The 18,975-nt window shown below is 35.0% G+C and carries 14 protein-coding genes; 4 read left to right on the forward strand and 10 right to left on the reverse strand.

Annotation, left to right across the window (positions count from 1 at the left end):
- Positions 1-72: 72 nt before the first annotated feature.
- Positions 73-1,779, reverse strand: coding sequence for a biosynthetic-type acetolactate synthase large subunit (gene ilvB / locus QA612_RS06730; RefSeq protein ID WP_278283012.1), 1,707 nt, complete (start codon positions 1,777-1,779; stop codon positions 73-75).
- A 192-nt stretch (positions 1,780-1,971) separates the two neighbouring features.
- Between ilvB and QA612_RS06735 the strand changes: the two genes are divergently transcribed.
- Complete coding sequence (locus QA612_RS06735) at positions 1,972-2,313, forward strand: cupin domain-containing protein (RefSeq protein WP_278283013.1); 342 nt, start codon at positions 1,972-1,974, stop codon at positions 2,311-2,313.
- A gap of 75 nt (positions 2,314-2,388) precedes the next feature.
- Here QA612_RS06735 and QA612_RS06740 read toward each other — a convergent pair whose 3' ends face one another.
- The 7 genes from QA612_RS06740 to QA612_RS06770 all read right to left on the reverse strand — a co-directional run bounded on the left by QA612_RS06740 (position 2,389) and on the right by QA612_RS06770 (position 8,732).
- Complete coding sequence (locus QA612_RS06740; protein WP_481804416.1) at positions 2,389-3,339, reverse strand: ribose-phosphate diphosphokinase; 951 nt, start codon at positions 3,337-3,339, stop codon at positions 2,389-2,391.
- A gap of 193 nt (positions 3,340-3,532) precedes the next feature.
- Positions 3,533-4,471: a TRM11 family SAM-dependent methyltransferase gene (locus QA612_RS06745; protein ID WP_278283014.1), complete on the reverse strand. Its 939-nt coding sequence runs from the start codon at positions 4,469-4,471 to the stop codon at positions 3,533-3,535.
- Positions 4,472-4,515: 44 nt separating this feature from the next.
- Positions 4,516-5,478, reverse strand: coding sequence for a 2-hydroxyacid dehydrogenase (locus QA612_RS06750; protein ID WP_278283015.1), 963 nt, complete (start codon positions 5,476-5,478; stop codon positions 4,516-4,518).
- Positions 5,479-5,661: 183 nt separating this feature from the next.
- A complete protein-coding gene (locus QA612_RS06755; RefSeq protein WP_278283016.1) occupies positions 5,662-6,810 on the reverse strand; it encodes a UxaA family hydrolase in 1,149 nt (382 codons plus the stop codon).
- A gap of 37 nt (positions 6,811-6,847) precedes the next feature.
- Positions 6,848-8,017, reverse strand: a complete 1,170-nt coding sequence (locus QA612_RS06760; RefSeq protein WP_278283017.1) for a UxaA family hydrolase — start codon at positions 8,015-8,017, stop codon at positions 6,848-6,850.
- A gap of 2 nt (positions 8,018-8,019) precedes the next feature.
- Complete coding sequence (locus QA612_RS06765) at positions 8,020-8,331, reverse strand: UxaA family hydrolase (protein ID WP_278283018.1); 312 nt, start codon at positions 8,329-8,331, stop codon at positions 8,020-8,022.
- A 2-nt stretch (positions 8,332-8,333) separates the two neighbouring features.
- Positions 8,334-8,732: a VOC family protein gene (locus QA612_RS06770; protein WP_278283019.1), complete on the reverse strand. Its 399-nt coding sequence runs from the start codon at positions 8,730-8,732 to the stop codon at positions 8,334-8,336.
- An 811-nt stretch (positions 8,733-9,543) separates the two neighbouring features.
- Between QA612_RS06770 and QA612_RS06775 the strand changes: the two genes are divergently transcribed.
- The 3 genes from QA612_RS06775 (at position 9,544) to chrA (ending at position 12,189) form a co-directional block, all read left to right on the forward strand.
- Complete coding sequence (locus tag QA612_RS06775; protein WP_278283020.1) at positions 9,544-10,575, forward strand: AimR family lysis-lysogeny pheromone receptor; 1,032 nt, start codon at positions 9,544-9,546, stop codon at positions 10,573-10,575.
- A gap of 30 nt (positions 10,576-10,605) precedes the next feature.
- Positions 10,606-10,776, forward strand: a complete 171-nt coding sequence (locus tag QA612_RS06780; protein ID WP_278283021.1) for a hypothetical protein — start codon at positions 10,606-10,608, stop codon at positions 10,774-10,776.
- Positions 10,777-10,992: 216 nt separating this feature from the next.
- Positions 10,993-12,189, forward strand: coding sequence for a chromate efflux transporter (gene chrA, locus QA612_RS06785; protein ID WP_278283022.1), 1,197 nt, complete (start codon positions 10,993-10,995; stop codon positions 12,187-12,189).
- 520 nt (positions 12,190-12,709) lie between these two features.
- Here chrA and QA612_RS06790 read toward each other — a convergent pair.
- On the reverse strand, positions 12,710-15,940 hold the full coding sequence (locus tag QA612_RS06790) for a UvrD-helicase domain-containing protein (protein ID WP_278283023.1): 3,231 nt from the start codon (positions 15,938-15,940) through the stop codon (positions 12,710-12,712).
- Positions 15,933-18,920, reverse strand: coding sequence for a PD-(D/E)XK nuclease family protein (locus QA612_RS06795; RefSeq protein WP_278283024.1), 2,988 nt, complete (start codon positions 18,918-18,920; stop codon positions 15,933-15,935). Before QA612_RS06795 ends, QA612_RS06790 begins: the two co-directional genes overlap by 8 nt.
- Positions 18,921-18,975 lie beyond the last annotated feature (55 nt).

An 18,975-nucleotide genomic window follows, 5' to 3' on the forward strand; every position in this document is an offset into this window, starting at 1 on the left:
AGGGTTGTCAAAGTAAAATACATTGAAGACACCTTCTTTAATATCATAAGAAAGGTGTCTTTTTTTACGATTTTAACTCTTCTCAAACATTGCTTCTTGATTACTACCACCAGGAGGAACGATAGGAAAAACATTTTCCTCTTCTTTTACATTGAATTCCATTACTGTTGGTTCTAAAGTAGCAAAAGCTTCACTAATTACTCCCATTGCATCTTCGTACGTACTAGCATTGTAGCTTTTAATTCCGTAAGCTTCTCCTAAACTACAAAAGTTTGGCGATGAAATTTTAACTTGTGAATAACGACGGTTATAAAAAAGCTCTTGCCACTGTCGAACCATCCCTAAATAACCGTTATTCATTATAACAAGCTTGATAGGAAGATCATATTTGGAACATGTTAATAATTCTTGAATATTCATTTGTATACCACCATCACCGGAAATACATATAACAGGTCTACTTTTATCTGAAGCAGCAGCGCCAATAGCAGCAGGTAAACCGTACCCCATCGTCCCTAATCCTCCAGATGTTAGTAATGATCTAGATTGTTTAAACGTATAGTTATGTGCCGTCCAAATTTGATGCTGTCCAACATCAGTAACCACGATTGCTTCACCATCTGTAGCTGTACTTAATAATTGAATCACATCCTGTGGCTTTAAAGTGCTAGATGATCTATTATATTGTGGTGAATCTTTTAACCAAGTTAACGTTTTATTTACCCATACATTGTCAATTTCTTTATTCCAATTTTCATTCATAAAATATAGAAATTCCTTTATATCTCCTACAACTGGATAATCAACGGGTATTATTTTGTTTATTTCTGCAGCATCTATTTCCACATGGATTTTCTTGGATTGTGGAGAAAAAGCGTTAATTCTTCCTGTTACGCGATCACTAAATCTAACTCCGAGGACTAAGAGTAAATCAGCTTGATGAATGGCTTTATTTGCTGCTACTGTTCCATGCATACCAACCATTCCTAGATGTAGGGGATCGTCTGAAGGATACGCACTTAAACCCATTAACGTACTTGTAACAGGTATATTTGTTTTATTTACAAATTCCTTTAAATATTTAGTTGCACCTGAAGAAATAACACCTCCACCAATGAGTAGTACTGGCTTTTTTGCTGACGTTATTTCATTGAAGGAATGGGTGAGAATGCTATCAGGTATCGTGATATTATTTAACTTTTTATGGATAATGCTATTGTTTATAAGAGTTGTTGCACCTATTTTTTCTATCATTTTATCTTTAGGTAGTACGATAATAATAGGACCTGGTCTTCCAGCTTTAGCAAGATAAAATGCATCTTTCACCATTTGTGGGATTTCTGATATATTCCTCACAAGAAAACTATGCTTTGCTACAGAGGTTGTCATGCCATTAATATCTACCTCCTGAAAGCTATCCTTTCCTAACTCTGAAGTAGCCACCTGTGCAGTAATAACTACTAACGGAACAGAATCCATGTATGCTGTTGCTAATCCTGTAATAGCATTTGTCAGACCTGGTCCAGCAGGAATAATAGCCACTCCTGGTCTTCCAGTAACTCTTGCAAAGCCATCTGCAGCATGAACTGTTGCCTGTTCATGTAACGTATGTATTATTTCAGTATTTGCTTGACTTTTATAAATCTCATCAAAAAGTGGTATTAAAGAATAGGAGGGTTGCCCCATAAAAATTGTCCGTTCTTCCTGACTTATAGCCTCCAATAAAAGTTCAGACCCAGAAAGTATAGTTTCCGATTCAGTTGTAATCAACCTTTTCACCTTCTCATATTAAAATATTTCTTAATATTTTAACTTTTCTAAAGGATTATTTCTGTGATATGAATCACGTTTTTAATACAAAGGGGCATAATAAATGATGTGTATATGTGATTTAAGTCACCAAGTTGATAATGATTATCATTTACAATACTATTAAGTCATAATTATAAAATTTAGGGAGTTGAATTGAAAATGGAAAAGAAAAGTATAAAAGAATATATTAATTATAATGAAAAGCAATTCGCTAAACGTATTATTTTTAAAGATGAAGTGAATACAGCCTTTACTTTAAATTTTTTACCAGGACAGTCATTACCAGCACATAAACACCCTGGTGCCACCGTCTACATTTATGTCATGGATGGAATCGGTGAATTTTCTATTGATGGAGAAAAGGTTCCAGTAAAAAAAGACGATGTTCTTTTCTCAGAAGGTCACGAAGAAATGGCATTTTTTAATAGTAGCTCTGAAAATGTCAATCTTTATGTTATTCTAAGCAAGATTCCTGATGAAAGATATGCTAAAGATATTTAACAATATCAATTAATTGTATAAAAAGAAAAAAGCAATCGTAAACCCGATTGCTTTTTTTAATATCAAACGTATATATTAGTCAAACAGTGGACTAACGGCCTTATTATTTTGAATTCTTAGAAGCCCCTCTGCTAGTAATGGCCCAATAGATAGGCATGTAATTCTACTGTCTCTTTTTTCTTCACGCTGATAGATCGAATTTGTAATGACTACTTCTTTAATATCTGATTCTTGAATACGACTAACAGCTGGGTCTGAAAGAACTCCGTGTGAACAGCATGCATAAACTTCCTTTGCACCAAATTCCAAAAGAGCCTTTGATCCTGATGAAATTGTTCGTGCAGTATCAATCATGTCGTCAATAATTATTGCTGTTTTCCCCTTTACATCACCAATAATATTAATATCATTAACATTAGAATTCCCTTGTCGTTGCTTATCAATAAAAGCAATTGGTGCATTAAAATAATTTGCTAACTTTCTAGCACGAATAACTCCCGCATTTTCTGGTGCCACAACAATCACATCTTCAATGTCTTTTTGTAAAAAATACTTTGCTATAATTGGTATCCCTAAAAATTGGTCTACTGGAATATTAAAAAAGCCTTGAATTTGAGAAGCATGTAAATCAACAGAAACAACTCTTGTTGCTCCAGCAGTTTGTATTAAATTTGCAATGAGCTTAGCCGTTATTGGTTCACGTGAACGGGCTTTACGATCTTGACGAGAGTATCCATAATAAGGGATTACCACATTAATAGACTTTGCAGAAGCCCGTTTCATGGCATCAATCATAATTAATAATTCCATAAGATAATCGTTTCCAGGGTCAGATGTTGATTGTATTAAGTAAACATCATAGCCTCTTATACTTTCCTCTATATTAATTTGAATTTCTCCATCACTAAATCGATTAATCGTACTTTTTCCCATTTCAATACCTAAATGATCTACAATCTCATTTGCTAAGGGTGCATTAGAATTCAATGTAAAAACCTTCATGTTATTTCTATTCACTTTTATCAATACTCCTTTTATCAATATATATGTATTACATCCACTTAGATTGTTATATGGCTTTCATCTATTAATGTTATCATAATCATTTAAAATTAATAGACATAAACAAACAAAAAATACTATTTTTTTAAAACAATGAAGAGACACCATTAGATTAAAAATGGTGTCTAAATAATCTAATTTATTAATTAACTTTAACCTAGGAACATACAATAATTTGTCGACTAAACTTTCCCTTTTTAACTATACATCGATCTTCGATAGTAAACCCTGCTTTATCTATTATTTCATCCATATATTCTACAGAAATAAGGACTAACTTCATTGAAAAATTGCGAGCACTTTTTAACATTTCTAGCTTCTCATTTTCAGTAATTACAGAACAAATATTGTAAGGCATATCAATAATTGTCGAGTCATACCTTCCTCGCACCTCTCGAATATCCTTTAATTTCACTTCACATTTAAATCCAAAATATTTGATATTTTCTCTTGTTTTATCTAGTACAAGAGGGTTATTATCACTACCACAAATATTAATGCCCATGGATAATGCCTCAATAAGAACCGTCCCTATGCCGCAGCAAGGGTCTATTACTTTTTTTCCAACTGGATTTGGAGCAGCGATGTTTGCTACCGTTCTGGCTACACGGGTGCTTAATGCAGTGGAATAGCTATTTGGCTTCCATTGATGTTGATGCCAAATAGCTTCACTCTCCATATATTCTCCAAATACCCATCGACCATTTACATACATAATGCCAAATAAAACAACAGGATTTTTTAAGTCAGGATTTCCATCAATTTTCAATCCAATTTCCCTTTCAATGTTACGTCTATCGTGAAAGCTGACCTTTTCATTTCTTGACAAATCAGGATTTTTCACGAAAACAACTTTAAATGTACGTACATCTAATGGGAATCCTTGTATTTTTTTTAGTAAATCATCATAATGATAATCTTCATATAAAATGTCTAACCTTTCTTTAATGAACGGACTACGATTTGGGTGAATGGAGATGGCACTTTCTAGTACTTGCTTTTCCGAGTGATTTCCAAAGAAAGATCGCATTTCTAATAAACAAAGAGGCTTCTCTTCGTCCGTATATGAATAGATATATATATAATTTTTAGTCATATTTCCACTTGTAGTCAAAAGCAAACCCAACCTTATAACATATTCTAATATTTTATCAAGCTCGGTGGTTTCTCACCTGTTAAACCCTTTACCATATTCTCTGCTGCAAGCTCTGCCATGGCAAACCTCGTTTCATAGGTTGCAGAACCTATGTGTGGGAATGTAACGACGTGGGGCATTTTTAATAAAGGGTTTTCCTTATCAACTGGCTCTTTTTGGTAAACATCTAGACCAGCACCCCAAATTGTTTTCTTCTCCAATGCCCGAATCAACGCTTCTTCATCAACCGTTTTCCCACGGGATCCATTAATGAAGATAGCTGTTTTCTTCATTAGTCTTAATTCTTTCTCCCCTATAAGATGCTCCGTTTCAGCAGATAATGGTGTCATTAAGCAAACAAAATCAGATTGCTGCAATAAATCCTCTAAGCTACAATACGTCGCTTCATATGCTTGCTCTGCTTCCTCATTTCTGCTTCGATTATTGTAAAGAATGTCCATTCCAAAACCTAAGTGTGCACGTTTAGCTATGGCACTCCCAATTCTCCCCATACCAATAATACCAAGTTTTTTGTGATGTACATCTAGACCAAATAGTTCTTCTCCAATAAGTTCATTCCATTGACCACTTTTAACAAGTTGATCTAGCTCCGTCATTCTTCTAGCTGTCGTTAAAATAAGGCCAAATATTGTGTCAGCTGTTGTTTCTGTTAATACGTCTGGAGTATTAGTTGCTATAATATTCCTTTTCTTTATGGCAGCTAAATCCATATTATTATATCCAACAGAAATATTACTAACGACTTTAAGATTTGGCGCATGATTAAGGAGTTCTTCATTAATTGGCAACCCTGACCCCATTAACCCTTGGGTGTCAGCTAGTTCATTTATAAACTGCGAATGGTTAGTATCATTTAATTGTTCAAAATAAACGATGTCACATGTCTTTTCCATTTTCTTGCGTATTTCTAGTGGAACTGGTTTGTAAATTACTACTTTAGATTTCATATTATGTATGTCTCCTATCTTTTAATAATGTAGACTTTCAAGCAAGTGAAGATTTACACCATGGAGGATGGAAATACTCATCAGGAAGTTCATCCGTTTCTTGCGGACCAATTACACCTAAGGGCAGCCACGTCCTGTGGGCAACGACGTAATGTCGCCCTTCAGAACTAAACTGTTTTTATATCAAGGAAGTCTTGTTATACAAAATAACTCGTCATGACCGAGTAATTCAGATTTCACTGAGTGGCCTGAAGCACATTCTAATACATGATTGTAAATTCTATTTCCTACAACCTCTATGTTTGCAACATCTTGCACTTCATTACCATTTGTAAAGAGATCAATATTTTCTTTTAAACGACCTAGGTTCTCTTTATTACCAGATATTTTCATTACTGGAGTTCCTGGGAACCCTGTAGGGGTACCTCTTCCAGAACTAAATAAAACCATTTGTGCACCTGCAGCCACTAATGAAGTTGCCACCTCTCCCTCATGGCCATAGGAATCTAATAATAATAAGCCTGATTTTTCCGGAGGTGCTTTATAAGTAATTATTTCTTTAATACCTGTAGTACCAGCTTTTTTTAGTGCATTAACTGCTTCATTTTTATTATTAGAAACTGTAGAAGTAACACTATTGCTTATATCACCCCTATTACCTATTTCTTTAAACCTCGTTTTCCTCTCATCCAAAAGCTTTTCTACTCTTCTTTTTAAATTCTCCCCAGAAACCCTGTTTACTACTTCATTCTTTCCATCTATTAATTGTTGTATTTGACTTAATATAACAGAGCCTTCTTTTCCTACAAGAAGATCTGAGAAGTATCCGATTGCATCATTTGTAAATGCATCAGACGGATGAGAAACTTCATCACTAATTAACCCAACTGTTAATTTACTTATGGATACCGTTTCTCTTTGCTGTTGTGATGCTATTTGCTGCATTTGTCTAGCATACTTAACACCTTGTTGAATCGTTTTTAAGGAATCACCTTCGTCTTGAATCACTACTGTCTCTAACATCTTTTCCGTAGGCGCAATTCCATCAGCTAATTCATATGGAGAAAAGCGTTCACATCCTAAACCAACTACTACAACACCTGCAAAGTTGGGATTTTTCCCAATTTCAATTAGTGTTCTTGCAGTTATTTCTAAATCCTCCCCAACTTGACTACAACCAACAGGGTGCTTTAAATAAACTGAACCTGGTACTTGGTAAGCAATTCGTTCAGCCACTTTTCCTGAGCAAAAAACAGAAGGGATTATTGCAATTTGATTTCTTACACCAACAGTACCGTTTTTCCTTACGTATCCTTGAAATGTATCTTTCACTGCCTTCACTCCATTCATATAAAACAAAGGTGTGTTTCTAAATAGGTAATCTAGTAATGCAAAATTGTTCATCATGTCCTAAAATTTCTGCCTTTACTAGCTTTCCAGATGCAACTGCTAGTATTTCGTGATAGATTTCCTCTCCAGCTTCACGAAGTGTTTTTTCTCCTGAAATTACTGCTCCAGGATTTAGGTCAATGTTTTCCTTCATTTTTTCAAAGGTTGTAGGATTACCAGTTATTTTAAGAACTGGAACACCTGGGAATCCTGTAGGGGTACCTCTTCCTGTTGGAAATATGACAATTTGAGCTCCAGCTGCAACCTGTCCTGTTGTAACTTCCCCATCATGACCAGGGGAATCTAACAAAAATAACCCCTTTTCTTTAGGTTCTTCTCCATAAGAGACAACCCCACTAAAAGGAGCATTCCCTGATTTTTTCATACTCCCTAACGATTTTTCTACTACACTAGATAACCCACCATCATAGTTCCCCTTAGAAATAAGGTGTGTTCTATTTTTATTGCTAGAATGAGAGGTTTGATATTGGAGCCTTCTCTCCATTCGATAGATTGTTTCTTTTATTTCATTTGCTACGGTATCGTTGATTGCCCTTCTAGCTAATATATCTTCCGTTCCTAACAATTCCGTTAATTCACTTAGAAGAGAAGATCCTCCTTGCTCCACTATCATGTCAGAGGCAATTCCTAGTGCTGGATTAGCTATCAACCCCGACGTTGTGTCAGAACCACCACAATTTAAGCCTATCATTAATTCTTTTACACTAACCTTTTCTCTTTGTTGCTGTGATGCAATTTGCTGCATCTCACGGGCATAATTAGTACCTTTTTGGATAGCTGTGAGAGAATCTTCTTCATTTAAAATCACAACAGTTTCTATCATTTTTCTACTAGTTCTAATTCCCTCTGCAAGATCAAACGCAGAAAAGGCTTCGTCACCATGCCCTACCACAACAACACCTGCATAGTTAGGATTCTTCCCAATTTGAATAAGTGTTTTTGCTGCCAAGTTTAGATCTTCTCCTTCATGAGAACCAATAGGATGTCGAAAATACATAGTACCTGGCACTTGATATGAAATTCGTTCTGCTACTTTATTCGCAGAATAAATGGTAGGAATAATTGCTATATGATTTCGAATTCCTACGTTTCCATCATTTCTACGAAATCCGAGAAAAGTGTCTACCATATTTATTTCATCCCCCTTTCACAATACATATTGTGACTATGTACCCAAGCACCTTTTTCAACAGCTGTGCTCATCTTGCCAATTTCCTCACCGTACTTAAATACCGGGTCATCTTTCTTGATGGATGTAAGTGCAAACTTATGACCAAAAGGGATGTGATCCAATACTTTCATTGTAATCTCTTTCTCCTCTAGGCGAACAATACACGTCTCACCTGCGTCAATATCTACAAGAGCAATTCCAACGTTATCCTTTCCATCAATTACAAGGGCTGTTTTTCCTTGACCAATAACATAATTATTTTCTCTACCCATTATTAATTGCCTCCACGATTTACTGGTTGAACGAGTTGCAGCAATTCATTATTTGGTCCATAGAAGAAAATGATTTTTGATCCATCAATTGATTTATTCGGTTCATCCGACTGAAAAGTTATTCCTAGATTTTTATAGTAGGCAATGGCTTCTTCCATGTTTTCTACTGTAAAAGCTAGATGATTGACGATTCCGGATGCAGAATATTCCTTTCCAGGATTTAAATCTCTAACAAGTTCAATTTCAAATCCAGGTTGGTTTTTGTGTGATAGAAAGGTTAACTCTCTAACTGCCGTTTCTCCTCTATCTCTTACTTCAAACCCAAATTTCTCCGTATAAAATGCAATTGACTCATCCATATTCGTTGCCATTAGAGCTACATGCTCCACTTTCTTTATCATTACTCCCCACTCCTTTAGTTTAAAATGATTACTGTTATAAAAATAAACCGCTTACAAATAATATGTAATAAATTCTACTTACTTATTAAAATAGAAAACACTAAATATCAATTGGTTAAATATATAGTTTTATAGAAATGAAAACGTTGTTATTTTAATAAAATTGTATGTCTTGTAGGTATATTTGTCAATTATTGCTCAAATTTTCTGAATCTCTTTTCTTAGTTTGAGTTAATTTGACAAACCTTGAATTTGAAAACAAAATTATTACTATAATTACTGCTAAATATAAGCAAATACAATAAATAAAAAGTAGTTTTTTAGTACATAATCAGTAGTTCTATTGTACTATTTTCACAGTAATTATCTTTCTTTTATAGGATTTAACTATATAATATAAATAACTACTATTATGAATAATATGAAAATCTCTTATTTTATTGTACCTACCTGTGGAAAAGCCATCCGTAATATAGAAAAACTATTCATTCGTTACACCCCACGTCCTGTGGGCAACATTAAAATCCACCTATCCTGGCTTGGACATCGTTACAGCATCACGTGGAGTTCACTTATTACAATTGGAATAGTAATTGATTTCCATTCACCACGTGCATTTTTTGCGTGATAGACTCAGTTCATATAGGTTGTTAATTTGAGGGAATTCCATTTAGTTTTACAAATCGTTACAATAAATTATAAATTACTACTTTTTTTCACAAAATTTACAGTAAATATTTTTATCTTTTTTGAAAATTATGGTATATTTAAAATTAAGTTCATTAGATAATGAATACAAGGATGTGTTTCAATGCTAGAATCAACGAATAATCCAAATTATACTGATGACATATTCCGTTCAACAGTTGATATTGAGCATATTATAAGAGAATTCGAACCTAATTCCTATTTAGCAAGAGTTTCTCTAGAATATGCTGTTAGTAACAGTAAAACGGAATTACTAGAATATCTCATCGAAAAACTATCATCTAGTGAAAATGAGGTAAGTAATGAGTGGGCTGAAATATATTTGATCGATAATCTCGTTTGTAAAAATGAATTAGATCTAACAGAATCTATAAATAAGTTAACGTATATTCAATGTCAATCACCAGAAATGTCTGCCTTAAGAAAAATCTTTCAATTGTACAATTACTATGACTTGAAAGCCTTTCAAATGATTGAAATATTAAGCGAATTAATTAAAAATGAAATAATCTCTTTAGAAGACGGTTATATGAAGGATTCCTTACAGTCAAGACTTGATTTAGCTATGCAAAGCGTTTACTTACATTTAAATCAAGTGGAAAAATCAAGGACCTTTGGCTTGAACTTAAAAGTAAATGCTTCAACACCAATTATGCAAGCTATTGCTTACAAAAATTTAGCTTTGTCTTATTTGTTTGATAATTATGATGAAGCAATCAGCCAATTTAATGAAGCTTTAAAGGTATTAGAAGAAATACAAAACCATGATGAAATATACCACGTGCAACGATTAATGAATTTTGTACATACGTATTGGGGACATCCAGAAAAAACTAAGTGGTTAAAATTAGATAATCTAGATGAAAAACAAGGATATGCTTATTCATTAATTAAAAACAATGAACTAGAATTGGCAAAAAAAACTTTAGAAGAGACAGAATTTCAACTAGAAGACGATTTTCATTATGGATATCATTTTTATTATTTAGGACTAATTACTGATGAAGATAAGTATTTTTACCAATCTGTAAGGTATTTTAGTAAATCTGGAGATTATTTTTTTCGACAGCTTCCGTTACAGCAATTACAAGAAAAGGGTGTTAACACTGTGCTGCTCTCAGCACTAAGTGTATAACTATAAACTTGTATAAAAGGAGGGGTGAGAATGAAAAAGCTTCTAGTTGCTTTATTAATTGCATCTGCAATTGTCGTTACTGTACCAGTAGCAAGTGACGTTGTAGATGAAATAGTGGATGCGCAAGTGGAGGAAGTTGCTTCAGCTGATGCAAGTTTTAGAGTGCGTAGTCTTCCAGTAGATCCTGGTACTAGTCTTTAAGATTTATATTTACTTAGAATGTATGTAATACTAAAAATTCATTATATAAATTCGAATTTTTAGAGTAGGAGGACACAATAACCTTCTACTTTTTTTGTATGTCAAATTTTTATATATTATATAATTGCAATTACATAATTTTTATTCAAAAATGATGGTATACTCAAATGTATATATTTATTACATATCTTTACGGATAAAAAGGAGTTATACATAATGAAAGAAAAAGCTTCAAATTGGAATTTGAAAACGTTACTAGAGATATTTTTCATTTCTACAAGGCTTGGTCTTACTTCTTTCGGTGGTCCTATCGCTCATTTAGGTTACTTTCATCAGGAGTATGTCCGTAGAAGAAAGTGGATGGATGAAAAAAGCTATGCTGACTTAGTAGCATTATGTCAATTTTTACCTGGACCAGCTAGCAGTCAGGTTGGAATTGGAATAGGTATTGTACGAGGAGGAATTCTTGGGGGGATTATCTCCTTTATAGGCTTTACCCTTCCCTCCGTTATTGCACTAATTATCTTTGCCATTCTTCTTAAAGAATTTGATGTAGGAAATGCAGGGTGGATCCATGGGTTAAAAATAGTAGCTGTAGTGGTTGTAGCCCACGCTATTTTGGGTATGGTAAAAAATTTAACTCCAGACTTAAAAAGGAAAACAATTGCTCTTTTTGCTTTAGTAGGGACTCTTTTATGGCAAACAGCATTTACGCAGGTTGGTGTCATTGTCTTCGCTGGACTTATTGGCTATTTTCTATACATGCAACAGGAAGAACAAAAGGAAGCAAGTGTTCATTTTCCAATTTCAAAAGGATTTGCAACAGTATGCCTTGTATTATTTTTTAGTTTACTCATTGCCTTGCCATTATTAAGAGAAGTGACTTCCATTAACTGGATCGCCATGTTCGATAGCTTTTATCGTTCAGGCTCACTTGTTTTTGGAGGAGGGCATGTGGTTTTACCCTTGTTGGAACGAGAATTTGTTCCAACTGGCTGGGTCAGCGAAGAAGCCTTTTTAGCTGGTTATGGTGCAGCTCAAGCAGTACCTGGACCGTTATTTACATTCGCAGCTTATTTAGGAACAGTGATTAATGGTTGGCAAGGGGGATTATTAGCAACTGCTGCAATTTTTCTACCTGCTTTCCTTCTAATATTAGGTACACTACCTTTTTGGGATGCATTACGGCGCAATCGTAAAATAAGAGGAGCCCTAATGGGAGTTAATGCAGCAGTTGTTGGTATTTTAATATCGGCGTTTTATCAACCAATCTGGACAAACTCTATATTAGCTCCAATTGACTTTGCTTTTGCAGCTATTTTATTTAGTATGCTCGTCTATTGGAAGCTTCCACCTTGGGTTATTGTTTTAACAGGAGCCATCGGTGGTGCCTTCATCCTACCAATTTTTTAGGGTCTACCCTGAAAATAGATACGGTTCAGAAGTGGATGGGGACGACTCCCAGTGGGATCAGCACGTGTCCGAAAATCCCCAAGCACTTACCGAGTAAGTGCTTGGGAGTTGAGGCCGTGCCCCACGGAAAGCTGTCACCAGTAACGGATGAGCCCACTTAATGAGTATTTTCATGCGCCATGGTGCAAATTTACACTTGCATAGGCGGTCTACCCTAAAAATAGACTGGTTCAGCAGTGAAGGGCGACGACTCCAGTGGGATCAGCACGTGTCCGAAAATCCCCTAGCACTTACCGAGTAAGTGCTAGGAAGTTGAGGCCGTGCCCCACGCAGCCAGGACGACAGGATTACACCGTTGCCCACAGAACGTGGGCAACGGTGTAATTGGCCTGCCAGAAACGCATGAACCTCCTTGATGAATATATTCATCCCTCAAGGTGCAAATTTCACTTCGGTTGCATGTGCGGGTCTACTCTGAAAATAGAACCATTCAGAAGTGGAAGATAACGACCTGAGGGAATTATGATACGGTTACAAGCTCATTTGGCGTAACATAATACAGTTGTGCTGAACTTACTGCTTCCCCAGTTAGTCTTTCCCACACCTTCGTGTATAAGGTTATTTGTGTTGTATAATATTCTGTCAAATCAGAGAGCAACGATCTATCTTTTGGTCGATCTGTTTTAAAATCGACGATTCTCCACATTCCATTTATTTTAAAGACTAGATCAATTATGCCTGTAAGTTGTATAGGGACCGAAGACTGTTCTCTACTTTGTAGCATTTTATAAATTGCGGGATCTTCCTCCTCCGTTATTTGTATAGAGAAAGGTACCTCAACTAATGTCACATCACCATTCTGCAGCTCATCCCATAGTGAAGAATCCATAAACTGGTTCATAACACCTCTAACTTCTTCGAGTCTTTCTATTGACACATTATTTTTCTGAAGGGATTTTTTTAGAAATTCATCTGTTAAATCTCCTCTTCCATTAATTAAAGCTTCAAACACTTCATGGATAACTAATCCCCAAGCTAGGCCACCACCTTCATCACGTTCAATCCCCAACGTATACAATTCTTCTTTTTCATCACTTGGATTTGTCTTAAAGTAAGATGGTTCAGTACTTTTTCCTAGCCAGTTATCAAGATTGGCTGTTTCAACTCCATATGTTTCACCCATCAGTGTTTCTTTATTCTTAGCTTGTTCCGTTACTACCATTTCTTGATTTAACAAAATGTCCTCTATGTCATCAATTCCAGCGTCTAACAAATCCCAAGGGTTTTTATTTCTTTTCCCTTCACAGGCACTGATTACTAGACCTTTTTCTGCTCTCGTAGCTGCTACGTAAATAATTCGTATTTCCTCTTGTAATAGATAGGCTTCTTCTTCGCTTCGGTATGTCTCCCATTCTCTAGGTTGTCCGATTGTCTTCGCTGTACGCCCAACTTGTTTTGTAAAACGAAAATAACCCTTAGACACTCCCTCTACCCGTTTAATATGAGTAGAAATTTTATCACTAATGTCAGGCTTTTTCCCTGGATGAGCTAAAATTACAACTGGCGCTTCTAATCCTTTCGCTTTATGAACATTTAATATTCGAACAGCATTTGCATCTTCTTCTATATTTACTACCTTTGTTTTCAATTGTATCCGTGACAATAAAAAACGAACTGCTTGCTCATAGGAGGTATTTCCACGATTCTCTTCCTTTCGTAATGCCTCCATAAGCTGTAAAAATTGAATATATTCTCTTTTTCCATACCCTCTTGCTACTAAAAGTGGATAAAAGCCTACGTCCTCTACTATTTTCTCGATAGCAACAACTGGTGAATAAGAGGAAACCCATTTCCTATATTTCCGAAGCTTCAAAAATGCCTCTTCCACAGGATGACAAGTTCCCTTCGTGAAGGCTTCAGGTGTAGATGAATAAATGGAAAAACCACCGTTATTTTTTTTCCATTGGAATAAGGCTTCATCACTAATGCCAAACCACACACTCCTAAGCACTGCGACAGTTGCAACATTGTCTGTAGTATCTACAAATACATTTAAAAGGTGGAATAACTCTTGAAACTCTCTTGTTTCACCAATGATCGTTTCTCCACTGACACTTATAGGAATACCAGCATCCTCCAATGTTCGTCCGTATTCATCAATGCCGTCGTTGTACCTTGTTATTACCATAAAGTCCTTCGGTTTATATCCAATCTTCAATAACGTTTGAATATATAATGTTATATTTTCCGCATCCTTTTTAATGATCATATCTTGATTTTTGGTAAAGTCTGAAGGAACGACTAATCTCTTAATTGGTATCCTTTTCAAATTACTATCCTTATGAAAGGAATGTAACGGTCGGTAAGCTGCTTGATACGTCGTTTCTTTTTCAGGAAGATATTGATTAAATATAATATTCAAGCGTGTTGTAATAGAATCAACTGTTCTAAAATTCATTGTTAGCTGTAGCACTTCTCCACCGTGCTCCACCATTAATGCCTTTACCATATTATAAATATCGATATCAGCTCGACGAAAACGGTAAATTCCTTGCTTTGGATCTCCTACAACAAACAGAGATCCTGGTCGTGGTTTACAGTTTGTCCATTCCAATTCATTAACGTCTTCACCTGTTAAATAAAACATCATTTCTGCTTGAATAGGGTCCGTATCCTGAAACTCATCTACCAATAAACAACGGTATTTATTTTGAAAATAGGAACGAACCTCATTATTATTTTTCAAAAGATTAGTAGCACTAATTAATAAATCTTGAAAATTTAACAACGAACGTTTTCTTTTTATTTTTTCATATTCAAATAAAGCACCTTTTAAAAATTGAACGATAATGGGATGACAATATTCACGCCATTCCAGTAACACTGGTTCAATTCGATCCTGGTAAAACTTTTCAAACTGGGCTTTATATTCTTTGCTATCTTCTTTGGTTGTCCATTTATATTGCGTAATGTTAAAAGCAGATTTTTTATCAAAGAGCTCAAATACTTCAATTCTTAATGAATCATTCTTTTTCCTAAATTGATCCATTCTTAAAGCCTCTAGAATGGCTTTTTGTAAGCCATCAGGTCCTTTTGGGATTTCTTCTGGGATACAACGTTTAGCTTCCTTTAATAAAGTAATCAAAGCTTCATAGGTATGATGAAGCTCTGGTTTATTTATTGGTTCTGAGACCCATGAAACATCTGGATATTGCTTTAGAAGTTGAAAACGATCAAGTAATGTATTTTCCTTTACCCCTGTTTGCCGAACGCCTTGGAGGATTGTAGGATTATCTTCTTGGAGGTTAAGTAAGTAATGATGCCATGCCTCCTCAGCCACAAGATTATCTTCATCATCCTCTATCTCTTTAAAGGTAACATCGATCCCCGCTTCAACTGGTCGTTCTCTTAGAAGACGTGCACAGAAAGCATGAACAGTTCCTAAAAAGCATTGCTCCATATTTTGAATGGCTTCTTCTAGCCTCCTCTGATTATTAACACTTTTTTCCATATTCCATTTTCTTTCAAGTTCATTTTGAAATCGAGTTTTTAACTCATCTGCAGCCTTACGAGTAAATGTAATAGCTACAATTTCGTTAATTTTGCATGTACCAGTGTATATTAAATTTACCATCCTATCGACCAAGCTTGTGGTTTTCCCTGATCCAGCACCTGCTTCAACGAGGAAATTTTTATTTAGCTCTTCTAGTATTTTATCTCGTGCATGTTGATCAACAATCTTTTCAGTCATATGCCCGCACCCCCTTGAAGCTTCTTACACCAGTAGCGTTTACATCTTGATGCTTCAATTCAATCATCTCATCACCATAATCGGAACGTTTACATATAGATTTAAAGTCACAAAATTTACAATCACTTTTATCGTCTGTCAACGTAAAATGGCCGTGTTGAATAATCGTTAACAGCTTTTCCAATATATCTAAGCCATTCGTTCTAGTAGCTTCCCCTTGAGCACGTTCAAATGTTTTCCCTACACCTTTTTTCGTAGGGAAAAGATAGGAGCTTTTAGAAACCTCTCCGTTCATTAAGGATAAATGATTTTCAATGGCTAAAGTATAAAGAAGATGTTGTAGTTGCCTACCACCCTTATAAAAGTCATTTTCACTGTACCCCCACGTACTACCCGTTTTATAATCAATAATTTGATACGACTGGTCATGGAGCTTATCTACTCGGTCTATTTTTCCTGCTACATAAAAATCACCTGATGGCAAAGATATTTTTGCAGGTGGAATTCCGTTTATACCAAAGGTGTACTCAAAATACTTAGGTTCACTAAAATGACTAGTCTCTTCTTCTATTTTTAAAAAGGATTCACATGACTCAAGAATTTCTTCTTTTTCCTGGATTTCAACCTTCTTATTTGGAGGTGGCACTGTTAACTTTACTCTTTCTAGACATGAACTTGCTATTTCATAAATAAGCTTTAAATGACTTTTTACAGATGGTTTCTCACTCCGTTCCTGTATCGTTTCATAAAAAACTTCATAAATTTCATGCAATAGGCTCCCCCTTGTTGCTGGGTCTAACCAATAACTCGGATCAAATTCTACATCTTCAATTGGCTTCAGCTTTAATATTTCCTGTAAAAAATACGTATAAGGACAAGAAGCTAGCATTTCTAGCTTTCCAGCAGTAATCGTTCTGTTTGGGTTTTCCCGAGGATCATATTCGGAAGTATCGCTTTCAATTTTCCCATCAAATATAGAGAAGGTAGTATTGTTTCTCCACATCTCTCCCTCTAAACCAGCAACTACATTACCGAAAAGAGACATTAGAGATTCGTCTATCACTTTTGGATTAGGAGATAAGAGCTTTTGTGTCCACCAATCTTTGTTCCCTATAATAGGTCCATTCTCCACAGTTGGTAACGCCTGTTTTAAATCCTTAAAATTCGCTTCTCTATTCCCTGACTGAAGTCTATAGCATTGCAAAAACAAATGAGCTGGACTAATGTTTCGGTTTTCATTTACATCAAACTGACAATAGCTCAATGTTATTTCTCCTTGAGATGAAGCTAGCAATTGAAGCATCTCATATTGTTTTCTTCTAGCCTCTTCCTCCATTAAAGGTAAAGTATTACCTAGACTCTTTCTTTCTATATCTAGCAGTAATGGATCTTCTCTATTCCCTCCTGGAAAACGACTATTATCCAGTCCTACAATAAATGAATAGGATCGATTAACATATATTCCTTTTTCATAAGAAGAAAAATGAAGGTGCCCTTGTTTCGGACGTGAAGCTCCTACAGTTGTTTCTAATAACAATTCCTCTAATGTTCTAACTCCTTCATCAATCGTTACTTCCTCAGCTGCATAAGGTATAAGTCTTTCTATTTTATTCAACATACTTTCCTTGGCGGCTTGATCGTACGATGATGTGACATTACTATGCTCGTTGATTACTTGTTTCATAGCAAATAATAGCTTTTCATAGCTAAAAGTATTGGAGGTGTTTGAAAATGGAATGGTGGAAAACATTCTTTTATACCAGTCTAAAAGCCATAGAATATTTAAACGTAATTCCTGGAAATAACGTACTTTTTGATCATTTGTTTCATTTACGATTCTCTCTTCTATTTTTTCTACCTGATTTTTTAGTAGTGATATATAGCGTTTTTCTCCCCAACCAATCTTCGCGTCACGAAGGATCGTCATCCATCTCATGCTAGAAGGTCCGTCATCTCCTATTTTTAATAACCCTTCATGAAGTATTCGATTAAAACTAGAAACACTGTAGAACTCTTTTAACCAGCGAAGAAAGCCTAGTAATAGCTTCCCTGGCTTTGTAAACCGAATTGAAATACCTTCACTGAAGGTTACAGGGATATTTAATGATTCAGCCAAATGAAACATCGTCGTAACATATGGACTCTTATTACTGTAATAAATAGTACATTCATCTAAAGATAATTGCCTTTCCTTCATTCGTCCAATCACTTCTTTTAATTCTTGTTCTTCTGTTTTTGAGGCAAACAAATCAAGGTTGGTTGAGTTTCCATTGAACTTATCTAAATGATATATGAAACTTAACGGTGTTTCTAAACCTGTATTTATGGTCGATAAACTTGTTTGTTGAGGTATAGTCACTCCATAAACAGGAGCTAACGGTAAATGGATATGATTTTTGGGTAAATACTTCTCTAAAAAAATATTTTGCATGTATGTAAGGGGGAGGTTATTTTGTAGTAAATAAATTGCACCTGTCCTATACGACTTTTTTACTGCTTCATTATATAAGTAATAATCATCTCTTAAATGATAATCAACTAATGATTGTTCGTATCCTTTGAGAATTTCTATAAGGTCTTGTCCTTTATTAGGAGTAACAAATATCTTTTCATCTAACGTAATTGACGTATGCCCTGAGAGTCTAATTTCTTGGATCATCTTATACATGTTGTAACTAAGTGTAGGCGTTACCTCTAGTTCATGAAAATATTGAAGCTTTCCATCTTCCTTTAATGATTTTAGGATAAAATGAATGAGATGAGTACCGATTGTTCTGTCAATATATTCCTCATGCTTCGTCATAGATTGTAAAGCTAAATCACGAACTGTTTTTATTTTAAGATTTACAAGAGAATAACCTTTTTTTGTGTAGTGGAATGTAATCTGCTCTCCAATAGAATAAGAATCCACAACTAAGACCTTTTCTTTCAACGGATTCAACTCACATATTTCATAGAGTTTTTCTATCATTGATTCCATCGAAAAACCTCCTTCAATTGCTTTGTGGGAAAAACTTCATGCAAATTATTTATAG

The organism is Evansella sp. AB-P1 (assembly GCF_029688925.1).
Lineage (GTDB): Bacteria > Bacillota > Bacilli > Bacillales > Salisediminibacteriaceae > Evansella.

Excerpts from the sequence above, each read along its gene's own strand:
- QA612_RS06770 (WP_278283019.1), bottom strand. The coding sequence starts at position 8,732 with ATGATAAAGAAAGTGGAGCATGTAGCTCTAATGGCAACGAATATGGAT.
- QA612_RS06775 (WP_278283020.1), top strand. The coding sequence starts at position 9,544 with ATGCTAGAATCAACGAATAATCCAAATTATACTGATGACATATTCCGT.
- QA612_RS06765 (WP_278283018.1), bottom strand. The coding sequence starts at position 8,331 with ATGGGTAGAGAAAATAATTATGTTATTGGTCAAGGAAAAACAGCCCTT.
- chrA (WP_278283022.1), top strand. The coding sequence starts at position 10,993 with ATGAAAGAAAAAGCTTCAAATTGGAATTTGAAAACGTTACTAGAGATA.
- QA612_RS06760 (WP_278283017.1), bottom strand. The coding sequence starts at position 8,017 with ATGGTAGACACTTTTCTCGGATTTCGTAGAAATGATGGAAACGTAGGA.
- QA612_RS06735 (WP_278283013.1), top strand. The coding sequence starts at position 1,972 with ATGGAAAAGAAAAGTATAAAAGAATATATTAATTATAATGAAAAGCAA.
- QA612_RS06790 (WP_278283023.1), bottom strand. The coding sequence starts at position 15,940 with ATGACTGAAAAGATTGTTGATCAACATGCACGAGATAAAATACTAGAA.
- QA612_RS06780 (WP_278283021.1), top strand. The coding sequence starts at position 10,606 with ATGAAAAAGCTTCTAGTTGCTTTATTAATTGCATCTGCAATTGTCGTT.
- QA612_RS06795 (WP_278283024.1), bottom strand. The coding sequence starts at position 18,920 with ATGGAATCAATGATAGAAAAACTCTATGAAATATGTGAGTTGAATCCG.
- QA612_RS06745 (WP_278283014.1), bottom strand. The coding sequence starts at position 4,471 with ATGACTAAAAATTATATATATATCTATTCATATACGGACGAAGAGAAG.
- QA612_RS06750 (WP_278283015.1), bottom strand. The coding sequence starts at position 5,478 with ATGAAATCTAAAGTAGTAATTTACAAACCAGTTCCACTAGAAATACGC.